The organism is Aminobacter sp. Piv2-1 (assembly GCF_037625995.1).
In the GTDB taxonomy this organism is placed as follows: Bacteria; Pseudomonadota; Alphaproteobacteria; order Rhizobiales; family Rhizobiaceae; genus Aminobacter.
Genome location: NZ_JARKMU010000002.1, coordinates 356,622 through 372,506 on the forward strand (window position 1 = coordinate 356,622; position 15,885 = coordinate 372,506).

At 65.3% G+C, this 15,885-nt stretch carries 20 protein-coding genes and 1 tRNA gene; 13 read left to right on the forward strand and 8 right to left on the reverse strand.

Going from position 1 to position 15,885, the window contains the following annotated elements:
* Positions 1-46: 46 nt before the first annotated feature.
* The 3 genes from AmiPiv_RS05555 to AmiPiv_RS05565 are packed head-to-tail and all read right to left on the reverse strand — an operon-like array spanning position 47 to position 2,172.
* A complete protein-coding gene (locus AmiPiv_RS05555) occupies positions 47-700 on the reverse strand; it encodes an amino acid ABC transporter permease (protein WP_340036318.1) in 654 nt (217 codons plus the stop codon).
* A complete protein-coding gene (locus tag AmiPiv_RS05560; RefSeq protein ID WP_340036319.1) occupies positions 697-1,341 on the reverse strand; it encodes an ABC transporter permease subunit in 645 nt (214 codons plus the stop codon). Before AmiPiv_RS05560 ends, AmiPiv_RS05555 begins: the two co-directional genes overlap by 4 nt.
* Positions 1,342-1,368: 27 nt before the next feature.
* Positions 1,369-2,172, reverse strand: a complete 804-nt coding sequence (locus tag AmiPiv_RS05565) for a substrate-binding periplasmic protein (protein ID WP_340036320.1) — start codon at positions 2,170-2,172, stop codon at positions 1,369-1,371.
* A 156-nt stretch (positions 2,173-2,328) separates the two neighbouring features.
* Between AmiPiv_RS05565 and AmiPiv_RS05570 the strand changes: the two genes are divergently transcribed.
* From AmiPiv_RS05570 to AmiPiv_RS05580, 3 genes are all read left to right on the forward strand, one after another.
* Positions 2,329-3,243 carry an ABC transporter substrate-binding protein gene (locus AmiPiv_RS05570; protein WP_340036321.1) on the forward strand — a complete coding sequence of 305 codons (915 nt, stop codon included), beginning with the start codon at positions 2,329-2,331 and terminating at the stop codon, positions 3,241-3,243.
* A 130-nt stretch (positions 3,244-3,373) separates the two neighbouring features.
* Positions 3,374-3,823, forward strand: coding sequence for a universal stress protein (locus tag AmiPiv_RS05575; RefSeq protein ID WP_340036322.1), 450 nt, complete (start codon positions 3,374-3,376; stop codon positions 3,821-3,823).
* Positions 3,824-3,918: 95 nt separating this feature from the next.
* The gene (locus AmiPiv_RS05580; protein WP_340036323.1) at positions 3,919-4,458 is read left to right on the forward strand and encodes a GNAT family N-acetyltransferase; all 540 of its coding nucleotides are present in this window, start codon (positions 3,919-3,921) and stop codon (positions 4,456-4,458) included.
* Between the two features lie 3 nt (positions 4,459-4,461).
* On the opposite strand, the gene AmiPiv_RS05585 is transcribed toward AmiPiv_RS05580, so the two are convergent.
* Positions 4,462-5,520: a D-TA family PLP-dependent enzyme gene (locus AmiPiv_RS05585; protein WP_340036324.1), complete on the reverse strand. Its 1,059-nt coding sequence runs from the start codon at positions 5,518-5,520 to the stop codon at positions 4,462-4,464.
* 158 nt (positions 5,521-5,678) lie between these two features.
* On the opposite strand from AmiPiv_RS05585, the gene AmiPiv_RS05590 reads away from it, so the two are divergent.
* The 7 genes from AmiPiv_RS05590 to AmiPiv_RS05620 all read left to right on the forward strand — a co-directional run bounded on the left by AmiPiv_RS05590 (position 5,679) and on the right by AmiPiv_RS05620 (position 10,935).
* On the forward strand, positions 5,679-6,518 hold the full coding sequence (locus AmiPiv_RS05590; RefSeq protein WP_340036325.1) for a transporter substrate-binding domain-containing protein: 840 nt from the start codon (positions 5,679-5,681) through the stop codon (positions 6,516-6,518).
* A gap of 68 nt (positions 6,519-6,586) precedes the next feature.
* Positions 6,587-7,249, forward strand: a complete 663-nt coding sequence (locus AmiPiv_RS05595) for an amino acid ABC transporter permease (protein WP_340036326.1) — start codon at positions 6,587-6,589, stop codon at positions 7,247-7,249.
* A gap of 5 nt (positions 7,250-7,254) precedes the next feature.
* A complete protein-coding gene (locus AmiPiv_RS05600; RefSeq protein ID WP_340036327.1) occupies positions 7,255-7,917 on the forward strand; it encodes an amino acid ABC transporter permease in 663 nt (220 codons plus the stop codon).
* A 10-nt stretch (positions 7,918-7,927) separates the two neighbouring features.
* Positions 7,928-8,698, forward strand: a complete 771-nt coding sequence (locus AmiPiv_RS05605) for an amino acid ABC transporter ATP-binding protein (RefSeq protein WP_340036328.1) — start codon at positions 7,928-7,930, stop codon at positions 8,696-8,698.
* A 16-nt stretch (positions 8,699-8,714) separates the two neighbouring features.
* Complete coding sequence (locus tag AmiPiv_RS05610; RefSeq protein WP_340036329.1) at positions 8,715-9,098, forward strand: RidA family protein; 384 nt, start codon at positions 8,715-8,717, stop codon at positions 9,096-9,098.
* A 43-nt stretch (positions 9,099-9,141) separates the two neighbouring features.
* Positions 9,142-9,963, forward strand: a complete 822-nt coding sequence (locus tag AmiPiv_RS05615; protein WP_340036330.1) for an IclR family transcriptional regulator — start codon at positions 9,142-9,144, stop codon at positions 9,961-9,963.
* A gap of 39 nt (positions 9,964-10,002) precedes the next feature.
* The gene (locus tag AmiPiv_RS05620; protein WP_340036331.1) at positions 10,003-10,935 is read left to right on the forward strand and encodes a sugar kinase; all 933 of its coding nucleotides are present in this window, start codon (positions 10,003-10,005) and stop codon (positions 10,933-10,935) included.
* 46 nt (positions 10,936-10,981) lie between these two features.
* Here the strand turns inward: AmiPiv_RS05620 and AmiPiv_RS05625 are convergent, their stop codons facing one another.
* Entirely contained in the window at positions 10,982-11,578 is a 597-nt protein-coding gene (locus tag AmiPiv_RS05625) for a hypothetical protein (protein WP_340036332.1), read from the reverse strand.
* 228 nt (positions 11,579-11,806) lie between these two features.
* Here AmiPiv_RS05625 and AmiPiv_RS05630 point away from each other — a divergent pair, with 228 nt between their 5' ends.
* The 3 genes from AmiPiv_RS05630 to AmiPiv_RS05640 all read left to right on the forward strand — a co-directional run bounded on the left by AmiPiv_RS05630 (position 11,807) and on the right by AmiPiv_RS05640 (position 14,637).
* Positions 11,807-12,697 (forward strand): DUF6929 family protein, encoded by an 891-nt coding sequence (locus tag AmiPiv_RS05630; protein WP_340036333.1) that lies wholly within the window; start codon positions 11,807-11,809, stop codon positions 12,695-12,697.
* Between the two features lie 199 nt (positions 12,698-12,896).
* Positions 12,897-13,898 carry a magnesium transporter CorA family protein gene (locus AmiPiv_RS05635; RefSeq protein ID WP_340036335.1) on the forward strand — a complete coding sequence of 334 codons (1,002 nt, stop codon included), beginning with the start codon at positions 12,897-12,899 and terminating at the stop codon, positions 13,896-13,898.
* 313 nt (positions 13,899-14,211) lie between these two features.
* Positions 14,212-14,637 carry a hypothetical protein gene (locus AmiPiv_RS05640; RefSeq protein WP_340036336.1) on the forward strand — a complete coding sequence of 142 codons (426 nt, stop codon included), beginning with the start codon at positions 14,212-14,214 and terminating at the stop codon, positions 14,635-14,637.
* Positions 14,638-14,759: 122 nt separating this feature from the next.
* Here the strand turns inward: AmiPiv_RS05640 and AmiPiv_RS05645 are convergent.
* From AmiPiv_RS05645 to AmiPiv_RS05655, 3 genes are all read right to left on the reverse strand, one after another.
* Positions 14,760-14,835, reverse strand: a tRNA-Phe gene (locus AmiPiv_RS05645).
* A gap of 165 nt (positions 14,836-15,000) precedes the next feature.
* Entirely contained in the window at positions 15,001-15,219 is a 219-nt protein-coding gene (gene yacG / locus AmiPiv_RS05650) for a DNA gyrase inhibitor YacG (protein ID WP_340036337.1), read from the reverse strand.
* Complete coding sequence (locus AmiPiv_RS05655) at positions 15,216-15,845, reverse strand: Maf-like protein (RefSeq protein WP_340036338.1); 630 nt, start codon at positions 15,843-15,845, stop codon at positions 15,216-15,218. Before AmiPiv_RS05655 ends, yacG begins: the two co-directional genes overlap by 4 nt.
* Between the last annotated feature and the right edge of the window lie 40 nt (positions 15,846-15,885).

Here is a 15,885-nt window from a genome sequence, read left to right on the forward strand (position 1 = left end):
ACTGTGAAGCGGGCTTCCGTCCGGAATTGCTCCAATCAGTGCCGCGCTAGCGGCGGCCGAAGGTCTGGCGGGATTCGTAGGCGTATTGCAGGGCGATGATGACGGCCGCGATCAGCAGGTAGAACACCGACACGACGAGCAGCACCTCGATCGCCTTGTAGGTCTCGGAAATGATGACGGTCGAGGCCGCCGTCAGCTCGTCGATGGCGACGAGGCTGGCAAGCGAGCTGCCCTTGACCATCTGGATGGCGTTGGAGAACAGCGAAGGTGCGGCGAGCCGGTAGGCCTGCGGGATCATCACCTTCCAGTAGGTCGCGAACGGCCGGAGGCCGAGCGCCTTGGCCGCGTCCAACTGGCCGGCGGGGATGCTCTCGAAGCCGGAGCGCAGGAATTCGAGATTGTAGGCGGTCGAGGCGAAGATCAGGCCGATTAGCGCCGACGGCACCGGCTCGAGATAGATGCCGAGCCGCGGCAGGCCGTAGTAGAGCGCAAACAGCAGCGCCAGCACCGGGGCGGCGCGGGCAAAGAAGCTGTAGCCGACGATGACGCCCCGAAACACGCCCTTGGGCCGCTGCATGTAGATAGCCAGCGGTAGCACCAGGATGTTCGAAACGACGATGACGACGACCGAGATGATCAGCGTCATCACCAGCCCGTCGAACAGCATCTGCTGGTAGGTGGGGTCGAGCAGGATGTTCATCGCGCCACCGCCTGCCTGGGCTTGCGCTCGTTGAAGACGAGCAGCGGCGTGACGATCAGGATGTAGAGGCCGACGGCGAGCGTCAGGAAGGTGAAGGGCGCGTTGGTGGCGGCGATGCCCTGCTTGGTGACGTAGAGGATCTCGCTGACCGAGACCGCCGAGGCGATGGACATGCGCTTGACCGTGCCGATGGCATAGGTGATCCAGCCCTTGCGCGCGAGCGGCAGGATCTGCGGGACGAGCACGCGCAGGAACACCACTGACTTTGGCAGGCCGAGTGCGAGGCCGGCCTCATACTGGCCGAAGGGAATGGCCTTCAGCGCGCCCTTGAACACCTGGTAGTCGAAGGCGATGCCGACCAGCGCAAACGCGATGATGGTCGAGCCGACGGGGCCGAAGTCGACGCCGATCTGCGGCCCGCCGAAGAAGAACAGGAACAGCACCACGAGTTCCGGCACCGAGCGGAAGAAGGCGCTGAATGCCTCGATGCCGCGGCGCAGGAGCGATTTTTCACGGCCGTAGTGGACGAGCGACAGCAGCAGCCCGAACACCGCCGACAATGTGAACACCACTGCCGACAGCGCAATCGTGAGCACTGCCGCGGTGAGCAACCGCGGCAGCCAGGCAATCGCTATTTCCATGTCCGGCCGCCCCTCCCGGAAGGCTGGTTATTGCGCCTTCGACCAGTCGATCGAAGCGCCGAACCACTTGTCGGCGAGGCCCTGCAGGGTGCCGTCCTTGCGCCAAGTCTCGAACTGGGCGTCGATGGCGTCGGCCAGCGGCTTGTTCTTGTTGTTGACGGCAACGCTCTGGGTGATCGTCGAGAGCAGGTCGTCGAGGGTGACCGCGCCGGCCAGCTTGCCCGACTTGGCGAGGTATTTCGGCCCGAGGAAGTCGTGGGCGGCGAAGTCGATGCGGCGGTTTTCGAGGTCGAGGAACAGCTCCGTCGCGCCGGGATATTCGCGGCTTTCGGTGACGCAGCCGGCCGGCAGCTTCTCCTTGGCGACCTTCTGGAAGGTGCCGCCGCGCACCGCGCCCATGGTCTTGCCGCAGACGTCCTTCCAGCCGGCGATGCCGCTGTCGGCCTCGCGGCGGGTAACGGCGACGCCGTTGACGATGTAGGGCGAGAGCAGGAAGAAGTCCTTCGAGGCCAGCCGCTCCGGCGTGCGGGTGACGCCCGAGGCGATGATGTCGAAGCGGCCGGCAGTCAGACCCGGCAGCAGGCCGGCGAAGTCGAGCTTCTCGAACTTGGCGGTGACGCCGAGCTGCTTGGCGATCAGGTTGACGACGTCGATGTCGAAGCCCTCGAGCTCGCCCGTGGCGCTCGTCATGCTGAAGGGCGGGGCCGAACCCGAGGTGCCGACCGTGATCGTGTCGGCGTTGACGAGGGCGGACTTGAAGTCCTGCGCGCCCGCTGCGCTAATGCCGAAAGCCGCGATGATGGCCAGCAGCGCCGTCCGCACGAATCCCATGATCTCTCCTTTGGTGGCCAGCTTGAAAACCGGGTGGGGTGGTTATATCGCAAACCCGGGGGGCTACCAAGGACGGGAGCCTCCACCGTTAGGATACTTTCCGGAGAATCTGTTTCTCAAGAGCGGCATATTCCAAAGTCCGGGATTTTTGCGAAAATGGACCTGCGCTTCAAACTCAACCATCTCTACCAGGGCCAGAACTCGCCGTTCCTGCACGCCGCGGACGCCGGCTATTTTGCCGACCAAGGGCTCGACTGCAGCTTCGTCGAAGGGTTCAGCTCCTCGCAGGTGACGCGCGCCCTGGCGGAAGGCGCCGCCGACATCGGTTTCGGCGACGTGTCCTCGGTGTTCGAACGCGCCCTGCGCAGCGGCAAGCAGGAAATCACCTGCCTGCTGCCGGTCTACGAACATTCGCCATGCTGCCTGGGCTATCTCCCGGATGGCAAACCGCTCACACTCGCCGACGTGTCTGGCAGCACCCTGTGCGGTCCCAATGGCGACACGTCGGCGCGGCTGTTGCCGCTGCTGCTCGCCAAGAACGGCTATGCAACCGACGACTACAGCTATCTTGGCGTGCAGCCGGAGGAGCGCGACAGGCTGGTTGCCACGCGGGCCGTGCTTGCCGCGACCTGCTTCGACGCGACGCTGAAGTTCGCCATGCAGATGCGCGGCTACGACAGCAGCGGCTTGCAGTTCCTCTACTTCGCCGACCATGGACTGGACATCTATTCGAGCGCCCTGGTCGCGCTCGATTCGGTGCTGGAACGCGACCCCATGCTGGCCGGCAAGCTGCGGTCGATAACGCGGCAGGCGTGGCGCGACTGCCTGACGGATCCAGAGCTTGGCGTGCGCGCCGTGCTCAGGCGGTCGTCCGGGCTCGACCCGGCGATCGTCAGGGCGCAGCTGGAATGGGTCCTGAGCCACCAGGTCTTCCGCGACGGCGACAGCGCCATGGCCTTCGACATCGACGGCGAGAAGATGGCGAACACGCTGGAATGCGCCGTCTTTTCCGTCGGGGCCGAGGCAAGCCGATCCCCTGAAGGCCTGCCGGCCGAAATCTGCCGGAACTGACCAGCCGGTTGGCATCAATCGGCGTGCTTTCGGGTGCGGCCTGTACCCGCAGCTGCGCGCGCGACCTTGACCAAGCGGCGCCTGCCGGGTGAGGCTGGCGCCGAAATCCGCTGCGCCAAGGAGACAGCCCATGTACACCCACATCCTCATCGCCACCGACGGTTCCGAACTGGCGCAGAAGGGGCTCGAGCACGGGCTGAAGCTGGCCAAGGGGCTCGGCAGCAAGGTGACGATCCTGAACGTCACCGAGCCGGCGCCGATCTTTGCATCCGCCGGTATGTACGGCCCGGTGGCGACCGCCGAGGACATCGTCTCCTACCACAAGGCCGGCGAGGAATATGGTGCAAAGGTGCTGAAGGCCGCCAAGGCGGATGCCGACAAGCTCGGCGTCAAAGCCGAGACGCTGCATGTCGAGGAGATGTGGGCGGCCGAGGCGATCAACCAGATCGCCCAGGACAGGGGCTGCGACCTCATCGTCATGGCCTCGCACGGCCGCCGCGGACTGGGGCGGCTGATCCTCGGCAGCCAGACAGTCGAGGTGCTGACCCACAGCAAGGTACCGGTGCTGGTCGTTCGCTGATTTCGGCGGCACGCGGTTAATCCGCCGTGAAAACCGGCGTATGATGGCGGCTTGCCGGGCGCCCGGCCGTTCCGGGCGCGGCTGGGGAGGTTTCCATGACGGAACCCGCCTTGACGCATCGGTTGGCGACGCGTGACGACCTGCCGGTCCTGAAAGGGATCATGGATGCGGCGATAGTTGAGCTGCAGAAGCCCTTCCTGAACCCCGAGCAGATCGAGTCGAGCCGGGCTATCATGGGGCTCGACACGCAACTCGTGGATGACGGCACTTATTTCGTCATCCTCTTCGGCGACGCCATTGCAGGATGCGGCGGCTGGAGCCGTCGTGCCACACTCTATGGCAGCGATCACACATCCGGGCGCGATGCCCATTTGCTGGACCCGGCAAAGGAGCCGGCGCGCATCCGCGCCATGTACACCGATCCCGGCTTCGCGCGCCGAGGTGTCGGCACGCTGATCATGACGCTGTGCGAAGACGCGGCCCGGGCCGAAGGGTTCGGCCGCATGGAGCTCATGGCGACCATGGCCGGCGTGCCGCTTTACCGTGCCTGCGGCTATGAGGCGGTCGACCTCGTCAGCGATGACCGGGGCGGCGCTCCCGTGCCGCTGCTGCGCATGATAAAGGCGCTCGGCTGAGCCTCAGACGATCTTGCCGCGCGCCGGCACCGGCCACAGTTCCGGCGCCTTGTCCTTGCCGTAGACATAGACGCCGTCGACCATGTTGGTGACGACGCAGGCGTGGTTGGGCACGATGCGCAGGCGCTGGCCGACCTCGAGGCCGATGTCGCCTTCGCTGCGCAGGCGGCCGTGCTCCTCCGACAGCTGGTCGATCGCAATGTCGGGGCGGCCGAGCACATGGCCGTGGCCGGTAAGCCCGAGCAGGTCGGAGGTCAGCGTCTTTGAGCCGGCGTCGATGATGGCGCGGTCGGGCGCGGGCACCGAGACGACGGTGGCGAGCACCGTCAGCGCGCAGTCGTCCCAGGTGGTGACGCCGCGGGCGACCAGCGAGCGGTCGTTGTAGACGTAGGTGCCAGGGCGGAACTCGGTCGTGGCAGGCACCAGATGCGCCAGCATCATGTCGGGCGAACCGCCCGAGGTGATGACGGGAACCGCAATGCCCCTGGCCTCGACCAGCGCCTTGGCCTCGGCCATGAAGGCTTGCACCTTCGCTGCGCCGCCGACAGGCGGGTAGGTCATCAGCCCGGCGAAACGCAGGCCCGGGGCGGCATGAATGCGGGCGGCGAGCGCGGCTGCCTCCTGCGGCGTGCCTGTGCCGCAGCGGTCGGCGCCGGTGTTGCATTCGACGAAGACGTTGAGCGTGGCGCCGGCCTGGGCGAAGGCGGCGGACAGCCCGTCGATCACGGTCTCATTGTCGGCGACCACGGCCAGCCTGACCTTGCGGGCAAGCGCCACGAGCGCGTGCAGCTTGTCGTCGCCCAGGATGTTGTAGGTGATGAGCACGTCATTCAGCCTGTCGCTGCCGGCGACCATGGCCTCGGCTTCCGAGACCTTCTGGCAGGTGATGCCGACCGCGCCCGCGTCGAGCTGCATTTCTGCAATGGCCGGCAGCTTGTGCGTCTTGATGTGCGGGCGGACCTTGAGCCCGTGGCTGTCGGCATAGGCCTGGAAGCGCTCGATGTTCCGCTTCGCCACGTCGATGTCCACCAGCACGGCGGGCGTCTGGATCTCGTCGAACATGCCTGATCAGCCTCCAAATCACGAGCGCCGCGGACCTTGCCCGCGAACCGCTTGACAAACAATGCCGCGTGCCGCTTTATACGTCAATCCATTATTCAGGACACATGTCCACAATAATGGACATTGTTTTAGGGAACTCTTTTGGGAGGAACGGCGAGATGAAGATCGCACTTTCCGCGGCCGTCGCCGCGCTCGCGCTGATGGCGGCACTGCCTGCCGGCGCACAGGAAAAGCAGAGCAAGCTCGATGAGGTTCTGGCGCGCGGCCGCCTGATCATGGGCACGGGCAGCACCAACGCGCCCTGGCATTTCAAGAGCGCCGACGACAAGCTGCAGGGCTTCGACGTCGACATGGGCCGCATCGTCGCCAAGGCGCTGTTCGGCGACCCGGACAAGATCGAATACGTCAACCAGTCGTCGGATGCCCGCATCCCGAACATCACCACCGACAAAGTCGACCTGACCTGCCAGTTCATGACGGTGACCGGCGAGCGCGCCCAGCAGATCGCCTTCACCATTCCCTATTACCGCGAGGGCGTCGGCCTGATGCTCAAGGCCGACAGCCAGTATGCCGACTATGCCGCGCTCAAGGCCGCCGGCTCGGGCGTGACCGTCTCGGTGCTGCAGAACGTCTATGCCGAGGCCATGGTGCACGCCGCCCTGCCGGAGGCCAAGGTCGACCAGTACGAATCCGTCGACCTGATCTACCAGGCGCTGGAATCGGGCCGCGCCGATGCCGCCGCCACCGACCAGTCGTCGCTGGCCTGGTACATGAAGCAGAACCCGGACCGCTACAAGGACGGCGGCTACGGCTGGAACCCGCAGACCTATGCCTGCGGCGTCAAGCGCGGCGACCAGGACTGGCTGAACTTCGTCAACACCGCGCTGCACGAGGCGATGACCGGCGTCGAGTTCGACTTCTACGCCAATTCCTACAAGACCTGGTTCGGCAAGGAACTCGCTCCGCCGCAGATCGGCTTCCCGGTCGAGTACAAGTAAACTCGCCAAAAGTGGCGCGGCCCCTGGCCTGAGCTCGGCCGCGCCACATCTCTCACTCGGACGGCACCATGGGTTACACCCTCAACTTCTCGGCGGTCTGGCGCAGCTTCGACCTGTTGCTCGAGGGGCTCGCGCTTAGCCTGGCGCTCGCCTTCGTGGCGATCGCCATCGGCTGCGTGATCGGCCTCGTCACCGCCTTCGGCCTGTTGTCGAAGCGTGGCCTGCTGCGCCACCCGGCGCGTATCTACGTCACCATCATCCGCAACACGCCGATCCTGGTGCTGGTGCTGTTCACCTTCTTCGCCCTGCCGCAGCTGGGCCTGCGCCTAGGCAAGATCGAAAGCTTCGTCGCGACATTGTCGATCTACTCCGGCGCCTACCTCGCCGAGGTCTTCCGCGGCGGCCTTTTGGCCGTGCCCAGCGGGCTCAGGGAAGCCGGCCTTGCCATTGGCCTGACGCAGGCACAGATCCGCAACTCCATCGTTATCCCGCTGATGCTGCGCAACGTGCTGCCGTCGCTGTCGAGCACCATGATCTCGCTGTTCAAGGACACCTCGCTGGCCGCGGCAATCGCCGTGCCGGAACTCACCTTCGAAGCACGCAAGATCAACGTCGAGACCTTCCGCGTCATCGAGACCTGGATCGTGGCGAGCTGTCTCTACGTCGCCACCTGCTCCGTGCTGGCCGCACTCCTGCGCCGGCTCGAGAAGCGCATGTCCATCCCGAGGTGACCGACATGGAACTCGTCGCATTCCTCGAAACCCTGTGGCTGGCGCGCATGCCCATCCTGAAGGGCCTCGGCGTCACCGTCTCCATCTCGCTGCTGGCGATCCTCGTCGGCACCGTGCTCGGCATCGGCGTGGGCCTGGCGCTGACCTACGGCAAGGGTCCCGTGCGCTGGCTGGTGCGCGGCTACACCGACTTCATCCGCGGCACGCCCGTGCTGGTGCTGGTTCTCGCGAGCTACTACGTGCTCGGCACCATCGGCATCGACCTCGGGCCGTTCCAGGCCGGCGTGCTGGCGCTCGCGGTGTTCTGCTCGTCGCATGTCGGCGAGATCGTCCGCGGCGCGCTGCAGTCGATCCCCAAGGGCCAGACCGAGGCCGCCAAGGCGATCGGCCTGACCTTCCCGCAGACCTTCGCCTATGTGCTCGGGCCACAGGCGCTGCGCCAGGTGCTGCCCGCCTGGGTCAACACGGCGGCCGAGATGGTCAAGGCCTCGACGCTGCTGTCGATCATCGGCGTGGCCGAGCTCCTGCTCAGGACGCAGGAGCTGATCTCGCGCACCTTCATGAGCCTCGAATTCTATCTCTTCGCGGGCTTCCTCTACTTCGTCATCAACTATGGCATCGAGCGCTTCGGCCGTTACGTCGAACGCAAGACCTCGATCCCCTCGTGAGGCCGCATCCATGACCGGCAACCTTCTCGAAATCCGCGACCTGCACAAGCGCTACGGCGAGGTCGAAGTCCTCAAGGGCGTCGACTGCACGATGCGCCAGGGCGATGTCATCTCCATCATCGGCTCGTCCGGCTCGGGCAAGACGACCATGCTTCGCTGCATCAACATGCTGGAGGAATTCCAGGGTGGCTCGATCCGCATCGACGGCGAGGAGATCGGCTACGAGACCGCGGGTGGAGTGCGCCGCCGCAAGAAGGAAAAGGAAATCGCCCGCCAGCGCGCGATGACCGGCATGGCCTTCCAGCAGTTCAACCTGTTCCCGCACATGACGGCGGCGCAGAACGTCATGCTCGGTCTGGTCAAGGTCAAGGGCATGGCCCGCGACGAGGCGCGCAGCGTCGCCGAGAAGTGGCTCGACCGCGTCGGCCTGGCCGAGCGCCGCGACCGTTTTCCGGGCCAGCTCTCCGGCGGCCAGCAGCAGCGCGTGGCGATCGCGCGTGCGATCGCAATGAACCCCAAGCTGATGCTGTTCGACGAGGTCACCTCGGCGCTCGACCCCGAACTGGTCAACGAGGTGCTGCAGGTCATCAAGGACCTCGCCCGCGACGGCATGAGCATGCTGCTCGTCACCCACGAGATGCGCTTCGCCTACGAAGTGTCGTCGCGCGTCATCTTCATGAACCAGGGGCGCATCGGCGAGGAGGGCAATCCGCGCGAGATGTTCGTCAGGCCGCAGACCGAGCGGCTGGCCGAGTTCCTCAAGACCTCTACTTTCAACTAGCATTCGGAGAATAGACATGACGATCAAGCGCTACGGCACCGGCCAGACCGGGGCAGGCAAGCAACCCCTGCCGTTCGCCCGTGCCGTCGAGGCCAATGGCTGGCTCTACGTGTCCGGCCAGGTCGCCATGGAGAACGGCGAGATCGTCGGCGGCGGCATCATCCCAGAGACGCACAGGACGATGGAAAACGTCATCGCCATCCTCAAGGACGCGGGCTATGGGCTGGAACACGTCGTGCGTGTCGGCGTATGGCTCGACGACCCGCGCGACTTCTGGTCCTTCAACGGCGTCTACGCCGGGTATTTCGGCGACCATCCGCCGGCGCGCGCTTGCGTGCAGTCGAGTATGATGGTCGATTGCAAGGTCGAGATCGACTGCGTCGCCTATAAGGCGCCGTGAGTCGACACCGGATTCATCAGCAAATCCGCCGAGGAGGCGGCGCATGGAAGACGCACAGGACGACATGACAAGCAGGCGGGCGCGCGGTCTAGACCGCGCCTTCGAGATCCTGAACTTCCTGCGTCTCAAGCGCACGCCCTTGCGCCCCAACGAGATCGCGTCGGGCATCGGTGCGCCGCGATCCTCCGTCTATGAGCTGGTCAACCTGCTGATGCGGCAGGGCATCCTTGAATATCGCGGCGACGATGGCCGCGTGTTCCTCGGCCGCAAGCTCTATTTCCTCGGCATGGCCTATGCCGAGCAGTTCGACCTGATGCGCGAATGCGACAAGCTGCTCACCCACATCGCCGAGGAGACGCGCGAGACGGCGCAGATGTGCCTGCTCGAAGGCAACAAATACACCGTCGCCCAGATGAAGGAGGGCTCGAGGCCCTTCCGCATCTCGTCGAATGTCGGTGATCCGGTCGCCATCCCTTGGACGGCATCGGGCCGGCTGCTGGTTTCGCATATGAGCGACCAGGAGATCCTCGACTTCATCCCGAAGGAGGATTTCCGCCTGCCCAACGGCCAGCGGATCGATCCGGCGGCCTTCATCGCCGAAGTGCGCGAGGCGGCGAAGGTCGGCTACTACACCTTCAACAGCGCCGTCGAGAACTTCACCCACTGCTTCGCCGTGCCTGTCTACCAGGCCGACCGCGTCTGCGTGGCGACGCTCTGCCTGGTCGCGCCGCGCGAGGACGGGCTGAAGAACCATGCGAGCTACCTGAAGACGCTGCTGGACGCCGCGGCCGACCTTTCGAGCCGCCTCGGCCACATGGTCGACGACGACGGCCATGGCGCAAGCCGGGCTCACGGTCGCGGCTAGGAAATTCCGACACGATCCGACTTCATTTTGGAAGGGCAAATGGCGCGCGCACTCTTGATCGGGGAATGCATGGTCGAACTCAGGCAGGCCGAGGGCGGCCTACTGCGCAAGGGGTTCGCCGGCGACACCTTCAACACCGCCTACTACTTGGGCGCCTTCCTGCCCGCAGCATGGCAGGTGGACTATTTCACCGCTGTCGGCACCGATGCCGTGTCCGACGAGATGCTCGCCTTCATGGAAGGCACGGGTGTCGGCACCGGCTTCGTCAGGCGCGTGCCGGAGCGCACGCCCGGCCTGTACATGATCCATCTCAAGGACGGCGAGCGCAGCTTCTCCTACTGGCGCTCGGCTTCGGCTGCGCGCCTGCTCGCCGACGATCCGGCCGGCTTGCGCGCCGCGATCGATGCGTCCGACACGGTCTTCTTCTCGGGGATCACGCTTGCGATCCTTGCGCCGGACGCGCTCGCGACGCTGCTCGCCGAGATCGGCCGTGCCAAGGCTACCGGCAAGCTCGTCGCCTTCGATCCCAACATCCGCCCGCGCCTATGGGACGATGCCCAGAGGATGCAGCGCGCCATTTCCGCTGGTGCGGCGGTCTCCAGCATGGTCATGCCGAGCTTCGAGGACGAGGCGACGCATTTCGGCGACGCCTCGGTCGAGGCGACGATCGCACGCTATTGCGGTCTCGGCGTCGAGAAGCTCGTCGTCAAGGACGGCGCCGAAGGCATCACCCTGAGCTTCGGCGGCGAGCAATCGTTCGTCTCCGCCGCGCGGGCGGAAAAGGTCGTCGACACGACCGGCGCCGGCGACAGCTTCAACGGTGCCTTCCTGGCCAACTACCTCGAAACCGGCGACGAAAGCCGCGCCGCCGCATTCGCCGCCCGCGTCGCTGCCACCGTCATCGGTCACCACGGCGCGCTGCTGGCCGAGGCCGAAATCGAGGCACTGGGCGCCGGCGCGCACTCAGGCTGAAGGCCCGGGCCGTTCCAGCACCACGGGGCGGCGACCGGGCGCTGCCTCAGGGGGCGTGCACCATCTTGGTGGGCTGTTCCAACAGACTGAAGGGATGGCCCTCGCATGTCACGTCCGGGTTGGTCGGGCTGAACATCCCCTCCGGGTTGTCCTTGAACAGCCAGGCATGCAGGTCGTAGTGGGCGAATTCCTTGGGGATCAGAGGTTCGTGCCCTTCCATCGGCCCCTGGAAGGGCTGGCCCAGCAGCGTCGGCCGTTCCTTCACGGCGTCGAGCGGGACCAGCCACTCGACCGCGACGAGGCGCAGTTTTCCGCCGTCGGGCTCGTAGACCAGCACATTCGGCTTGGCCAAGTCGGGCGGCCCCTTGATGGTGAGATTGACGAAGTGGACGCCCATGGCACCCTTCGGATACTCCATCCGTCCTTCGATCTTCTCGCCGGTGTAGTAGACGCAGCCCACCGTCGAGAGATAGAGGTCGCGGACGGCGACGTATGGATCCTGGTATTTCTCCAGGGCCTGGCGGGCGGCGTCGAGTTCGGCCTTGCTGGGCCCCTCGGCGCTGGCGGGATTGACGGCCGGACCGGCGTTCCAGACGAAAGCCAGGGCGATAAGGGCCCAACCGGCGAGACGTGCAGACCTCATGGTAGTTCCTCCGCAGATGTTGTCGGGGCAAGCGCTGCAATCGGCAGGGTGATCCGCGAACCTCGCGCGGTCCGGTCCGGTTGTAAATTCATCGGAATGGGGGAGGCAGCTCACCAAACCGGCGAGGGTGGAAGAGTGCACGGCGCCGCCGGCTGCTCGTGACCCGTTGCAGAACCGGGACGATTGCCTGATAGCAATTAGAGCGACGCACCCATGCATGTGGCACCTATGGAACTCAAGCTCCGACGTCACCTGACCATCAATCGCGCCGGTGCTTCGGGCCACCGGCACTTGTCAGCGGCCAGCGGCCTGGTCGCCGTCGGATCGAAGCTGTACGTCGTGGGCGACGATGAGCTCAGTCTCGCGATCTTTCCCGTCGAAGGTGATGTTCCGGGGGAGTTGGTCCGCCTGCTTCCGGGGCGGCTTCCGCGCGATACGGCCCTGCGCAAGGCTGCCAAGCCCGATTTCGAAGTGTTGCTCCGGTTGCCGGCCGGAGAGGATGGGTGCCAGCCGATGCTTCTGGCGATCGGCTCGGGGTCGACCGACAGGCGCCGCCGTGCCGCGATGATCGGCCTCGACCCCAGCGGACGCGTGGGGGCGGTCCAACTCCTCGACATGACCCCGCTTTTCCAGGCGATCGCGGGCGTGGTGGATGGGGTGAACATCGAGGGTGCGGTTGCGCGGGGCAGCCAGTTGCTGCTGTTCAGCCGGGGCAACACCTCGCGACCGGACAACACCGTTGTTGCCGTCGATCTGGACCAGGCACTGCGGGGCGGCGTGGTCGACATTCTCTTTGCCTTGCCGTTGCGCCTTCCGTCCGCCGAAGGAGTGCCGCTAAGCGTGACCGACGCCTGCACGCTCGACGACGGCTCGATCGTGATCTCGGCGGTCGCCGAGGACACGGCCGACTCTTACCTCGACGGCAGGCTCGCCGGCGCAGCGCTTGGCATTCTCGACCCGGAACTGAAGCTTGTCCGTGTCGACAGCCTGTCGCCCCACGTCAAGGTCGAAGGGATACACGCCTGGCGGTCCGGGCGGGCCATACGGGTTCTGGCCGTTTCCGATGCCGATGACCCGGCCGTCGCCGGCTGCCTGTTCGAGGGTGCGACGCCCGCTTAGCGCCAAGGCTCCAAAGTGTGTTGACACGGCCGCAAAGATGGCGCATCGCGCAACCGACGGTCATCCCACTGTCATACAACAACAGGACATAACCATGGACCCCGACAGTCGAAGTTCCTCTTCGATATTGCCGGTCGCGCGACGCTCCTGATTTCCGGGCTCCGCGGGCGGCGTCACAGCATGCCAGAAGGAGCCACCAATGCTGCGCATCTATGCGGGCCAGAACGGCCGTCTCAAGACGATCCCCGACTTCGATGACCCGGAGGCAGCCAACGCCCTCTGGATCGACCTCCTCAATGCCTCGGCCGATGAGGTCAAGCGCCTCGAGGCGCATCTCGGCATCGCCATCCCGACGCGGGACGAGATGGCGGAAATCGAACTCTCGGACCGCCTCTACAACGAGGATGGCGCCGAGTTCATGACCATGACGGCCGTTACCGAGATCGAGAGTGACGATCCGATCAAGGCTCCCATCACCTTCATCCTGAAGGGCCAGACGCTCGTCACTGTCCGCTATGTCGACTCGAAGCCGTTCGCTCACTACATCGCGAAGGGACAGCGGGGCAGTGCAGGCCAGTGCATGACTGGCGAGGCGATCATGCTCGGTCTGGTCGAGGCGCTCATCGACCGGGTCGCCGACGCGCTCGAACGCACCGGCGACGAGGCCGACGCGATTTCGCGCGAAGTCTTCCGCAACAAGGCCAAGAGCGCGACGAAGAAGACGCGCGATCTCCAGTCGCTGATCGAGCAGATCGGCCGGAAGGGCGACCTGCTGACGAAGCTGCGGGAAAGCCTGATCAGCATGACCCGGCTGGCCGCCTATCACACCGCCGTGGAGATCAACCGGACAGCCGGTTCGTCTCCCCGCAAGGCCACGAAGGACGTCAGGGAGCGCGTGAAGCTGATCCAGCGCGATGCCGCGTCGCTTGGCGAACATGCGATCTTCCTGTCCGGCAAGATCAACTTCCTGCTCGACGCGACCTTGGGGCTGATCAATCTGGAGCAGAACCAGATCATCAAGATTTTCTCGGTCGCAGCCGTCGTGTTCCTGCCCCCGACGCTGGTGGCGTCGATCTACGGCATGAATTTCGACATCATGCCGGAGTTGAAGTGGGCGCTTGGCTATCCTTGGGCGCTGGGGCTGATGGTTCTGTCGGCCATCGTGCCTTATGCGTATTTCAAGCGCCGCGGCTGGCTGTAAGCTGGCCCGCCATGGCAATTGAGCGCAGGCTTGCAAAGCAGCCTGTGCTCTGTGCTCCTCATGAGGCGAACGATACCATCGCCGCCGGCGAGCATTTCCGCGAACCCAATCAGGATACCTAACGGGGCTGGCCCGCATTCGGTGCGACGCGCGCGGTCCGAGTGGCCTCAGGTGAAACGCTTGGAGCCTCTCTTTCGACCGTGAACGTCGAGCGCCAACGAGGCTACATCGGAAGTGCGAATTGACTGGCGGCGGCTGCAGTTCGATGATTCTCGATTGCCTACTTCGTGGGCGATTTAGGTAGGAGGAAGCCATGGAACTGATGAATCGCAGGTCCGCACTTGCACTGGGTCTGACGGTGGCCGCGACGCCCCTGATCGTTTCGGCTACGCCGGCAGCCGCCAAGGCCTATGGCGCGACTGAGGGCAAGGAGATTTTCCCGGGAGTGAGGATCGTGGAACTCGGCAAGCGGGAGTCCGTCATCGCCGCGTACAAGAACCTAGAGATGATCGACGTCGTTTTCCAGCCTGCGGCAGTCTTTCCCGTTGGCGAAGCCATGACCGACGACATGGTCTGCCAGATCACCGACGGCGAGTTGCAAGTGAAGGCGGGCGATATGGATTTTGTCGCCAAGGCGGGCGACGTGTGGAGTTGCACCAAGGGCAGCACCAAGGAAGGAGCCACGAACTCCGGGACGGAGGTCGCGGTCATGCGCGTCATCTATCTGAAGGCCGGGTAACCGTCTTACGGGGGGACGGGCGGGAACTACGAAGTGGCCGGGTAGGTTCGCCTGTCCTGGTACCAGGGCTGCGGCGCGCGCGTGGCCGTGGGCTGAACACTTGAGTCTGCTGTGGGAAAAAGTGGTGCCCGGAGGCGGATTCGAACCACCGACACGCGGATTTTCAATCCGCTGCTCTACCAACTGAGCTATCCGGGCAACTGTCCTCGATCAGGCCGCAAGGGTCTCGATCCGGTCTTCCTGAAGGTGCGCTGCACCCCCGAAAGCGCGTGGGTTATAGCACGAGATTTCCCTCTGTCCAGCCGCTCCGACGTGTTTTTCTCGAAAGAAATCACAGGCCGCAGCGGAAGCTGGAAACGCCGGCTAGCCTTCCTCGCCGGAGCCGGCCGCGCGGTCGGAATCCTCTTCCTCGTCGTCGCGCACGGGGATGGCATAGCCGCCCGAAAACCAGCGGTTGAGGTCTACCGCCTTGCAGCGCGGCGAGCAGAACGGATAGGTCTCCCGCGCCGAGGGCTTGCCGCATTCGGGGCAGGGGCGCTTGGCGCGCAGCGGCGTCACCTTGTCCTTGGGATCGACGGTCACGGGTGGTTGCCGGCGTGCCAGCCCATCTGGACCTGGTAGCCTTCGCCCGAGAGCAGCGAGGTCGTCTCGTAGAGGGGCAGGCCGACGACGTTGCTGTAGGAGCCGACCAGCTTGACGACGAAGGTGCCGGCATAGCCCTGGATGGCGTAGCCTCCGGCTTTGCCGCGCCACTCGCCCGAGGCGAGGTAGCTGTCCATGTCCTGGCGCGACAGGCGCTTGAAGCGCACGCGCGTCTCGACGAGCCGCTGGCGCAGCTTGCCCGCCGGCGTGACCAGCGCCAGGCCGGTATAGACCCGGTGCGAACGGCCGGAAAGCAGCTGCAGGCAGTGCAGCGCCTCGTCCATCGTCTCCGCCTTGGGCAGGATGCGGCGGCCGACGGCCACCACGGTGTCGGCGGCGAGGATGAAGCCCGGCGAATGCTCCGGTTCCTTGACGATCACGTTGTGGGCGCGCTGCGCCTTGCTTGCCGACAGCCGCTTGGCCAGCGAGCGCGGGTTTTCGGCGCGCATCGGCCGCTCGTCGACATCGGCCGGAAACAGCCGGTCGGGCTCGATGCCGGCCTGTTGCAGCAGCTCGACGCGGCGGGGCGAACCCGAGGCAAGCACAAGCTTTTGCAGATCGCTCAACGCACAATCCTGTAGGTGGAGAGCCGCTCGCGGGCCGCGC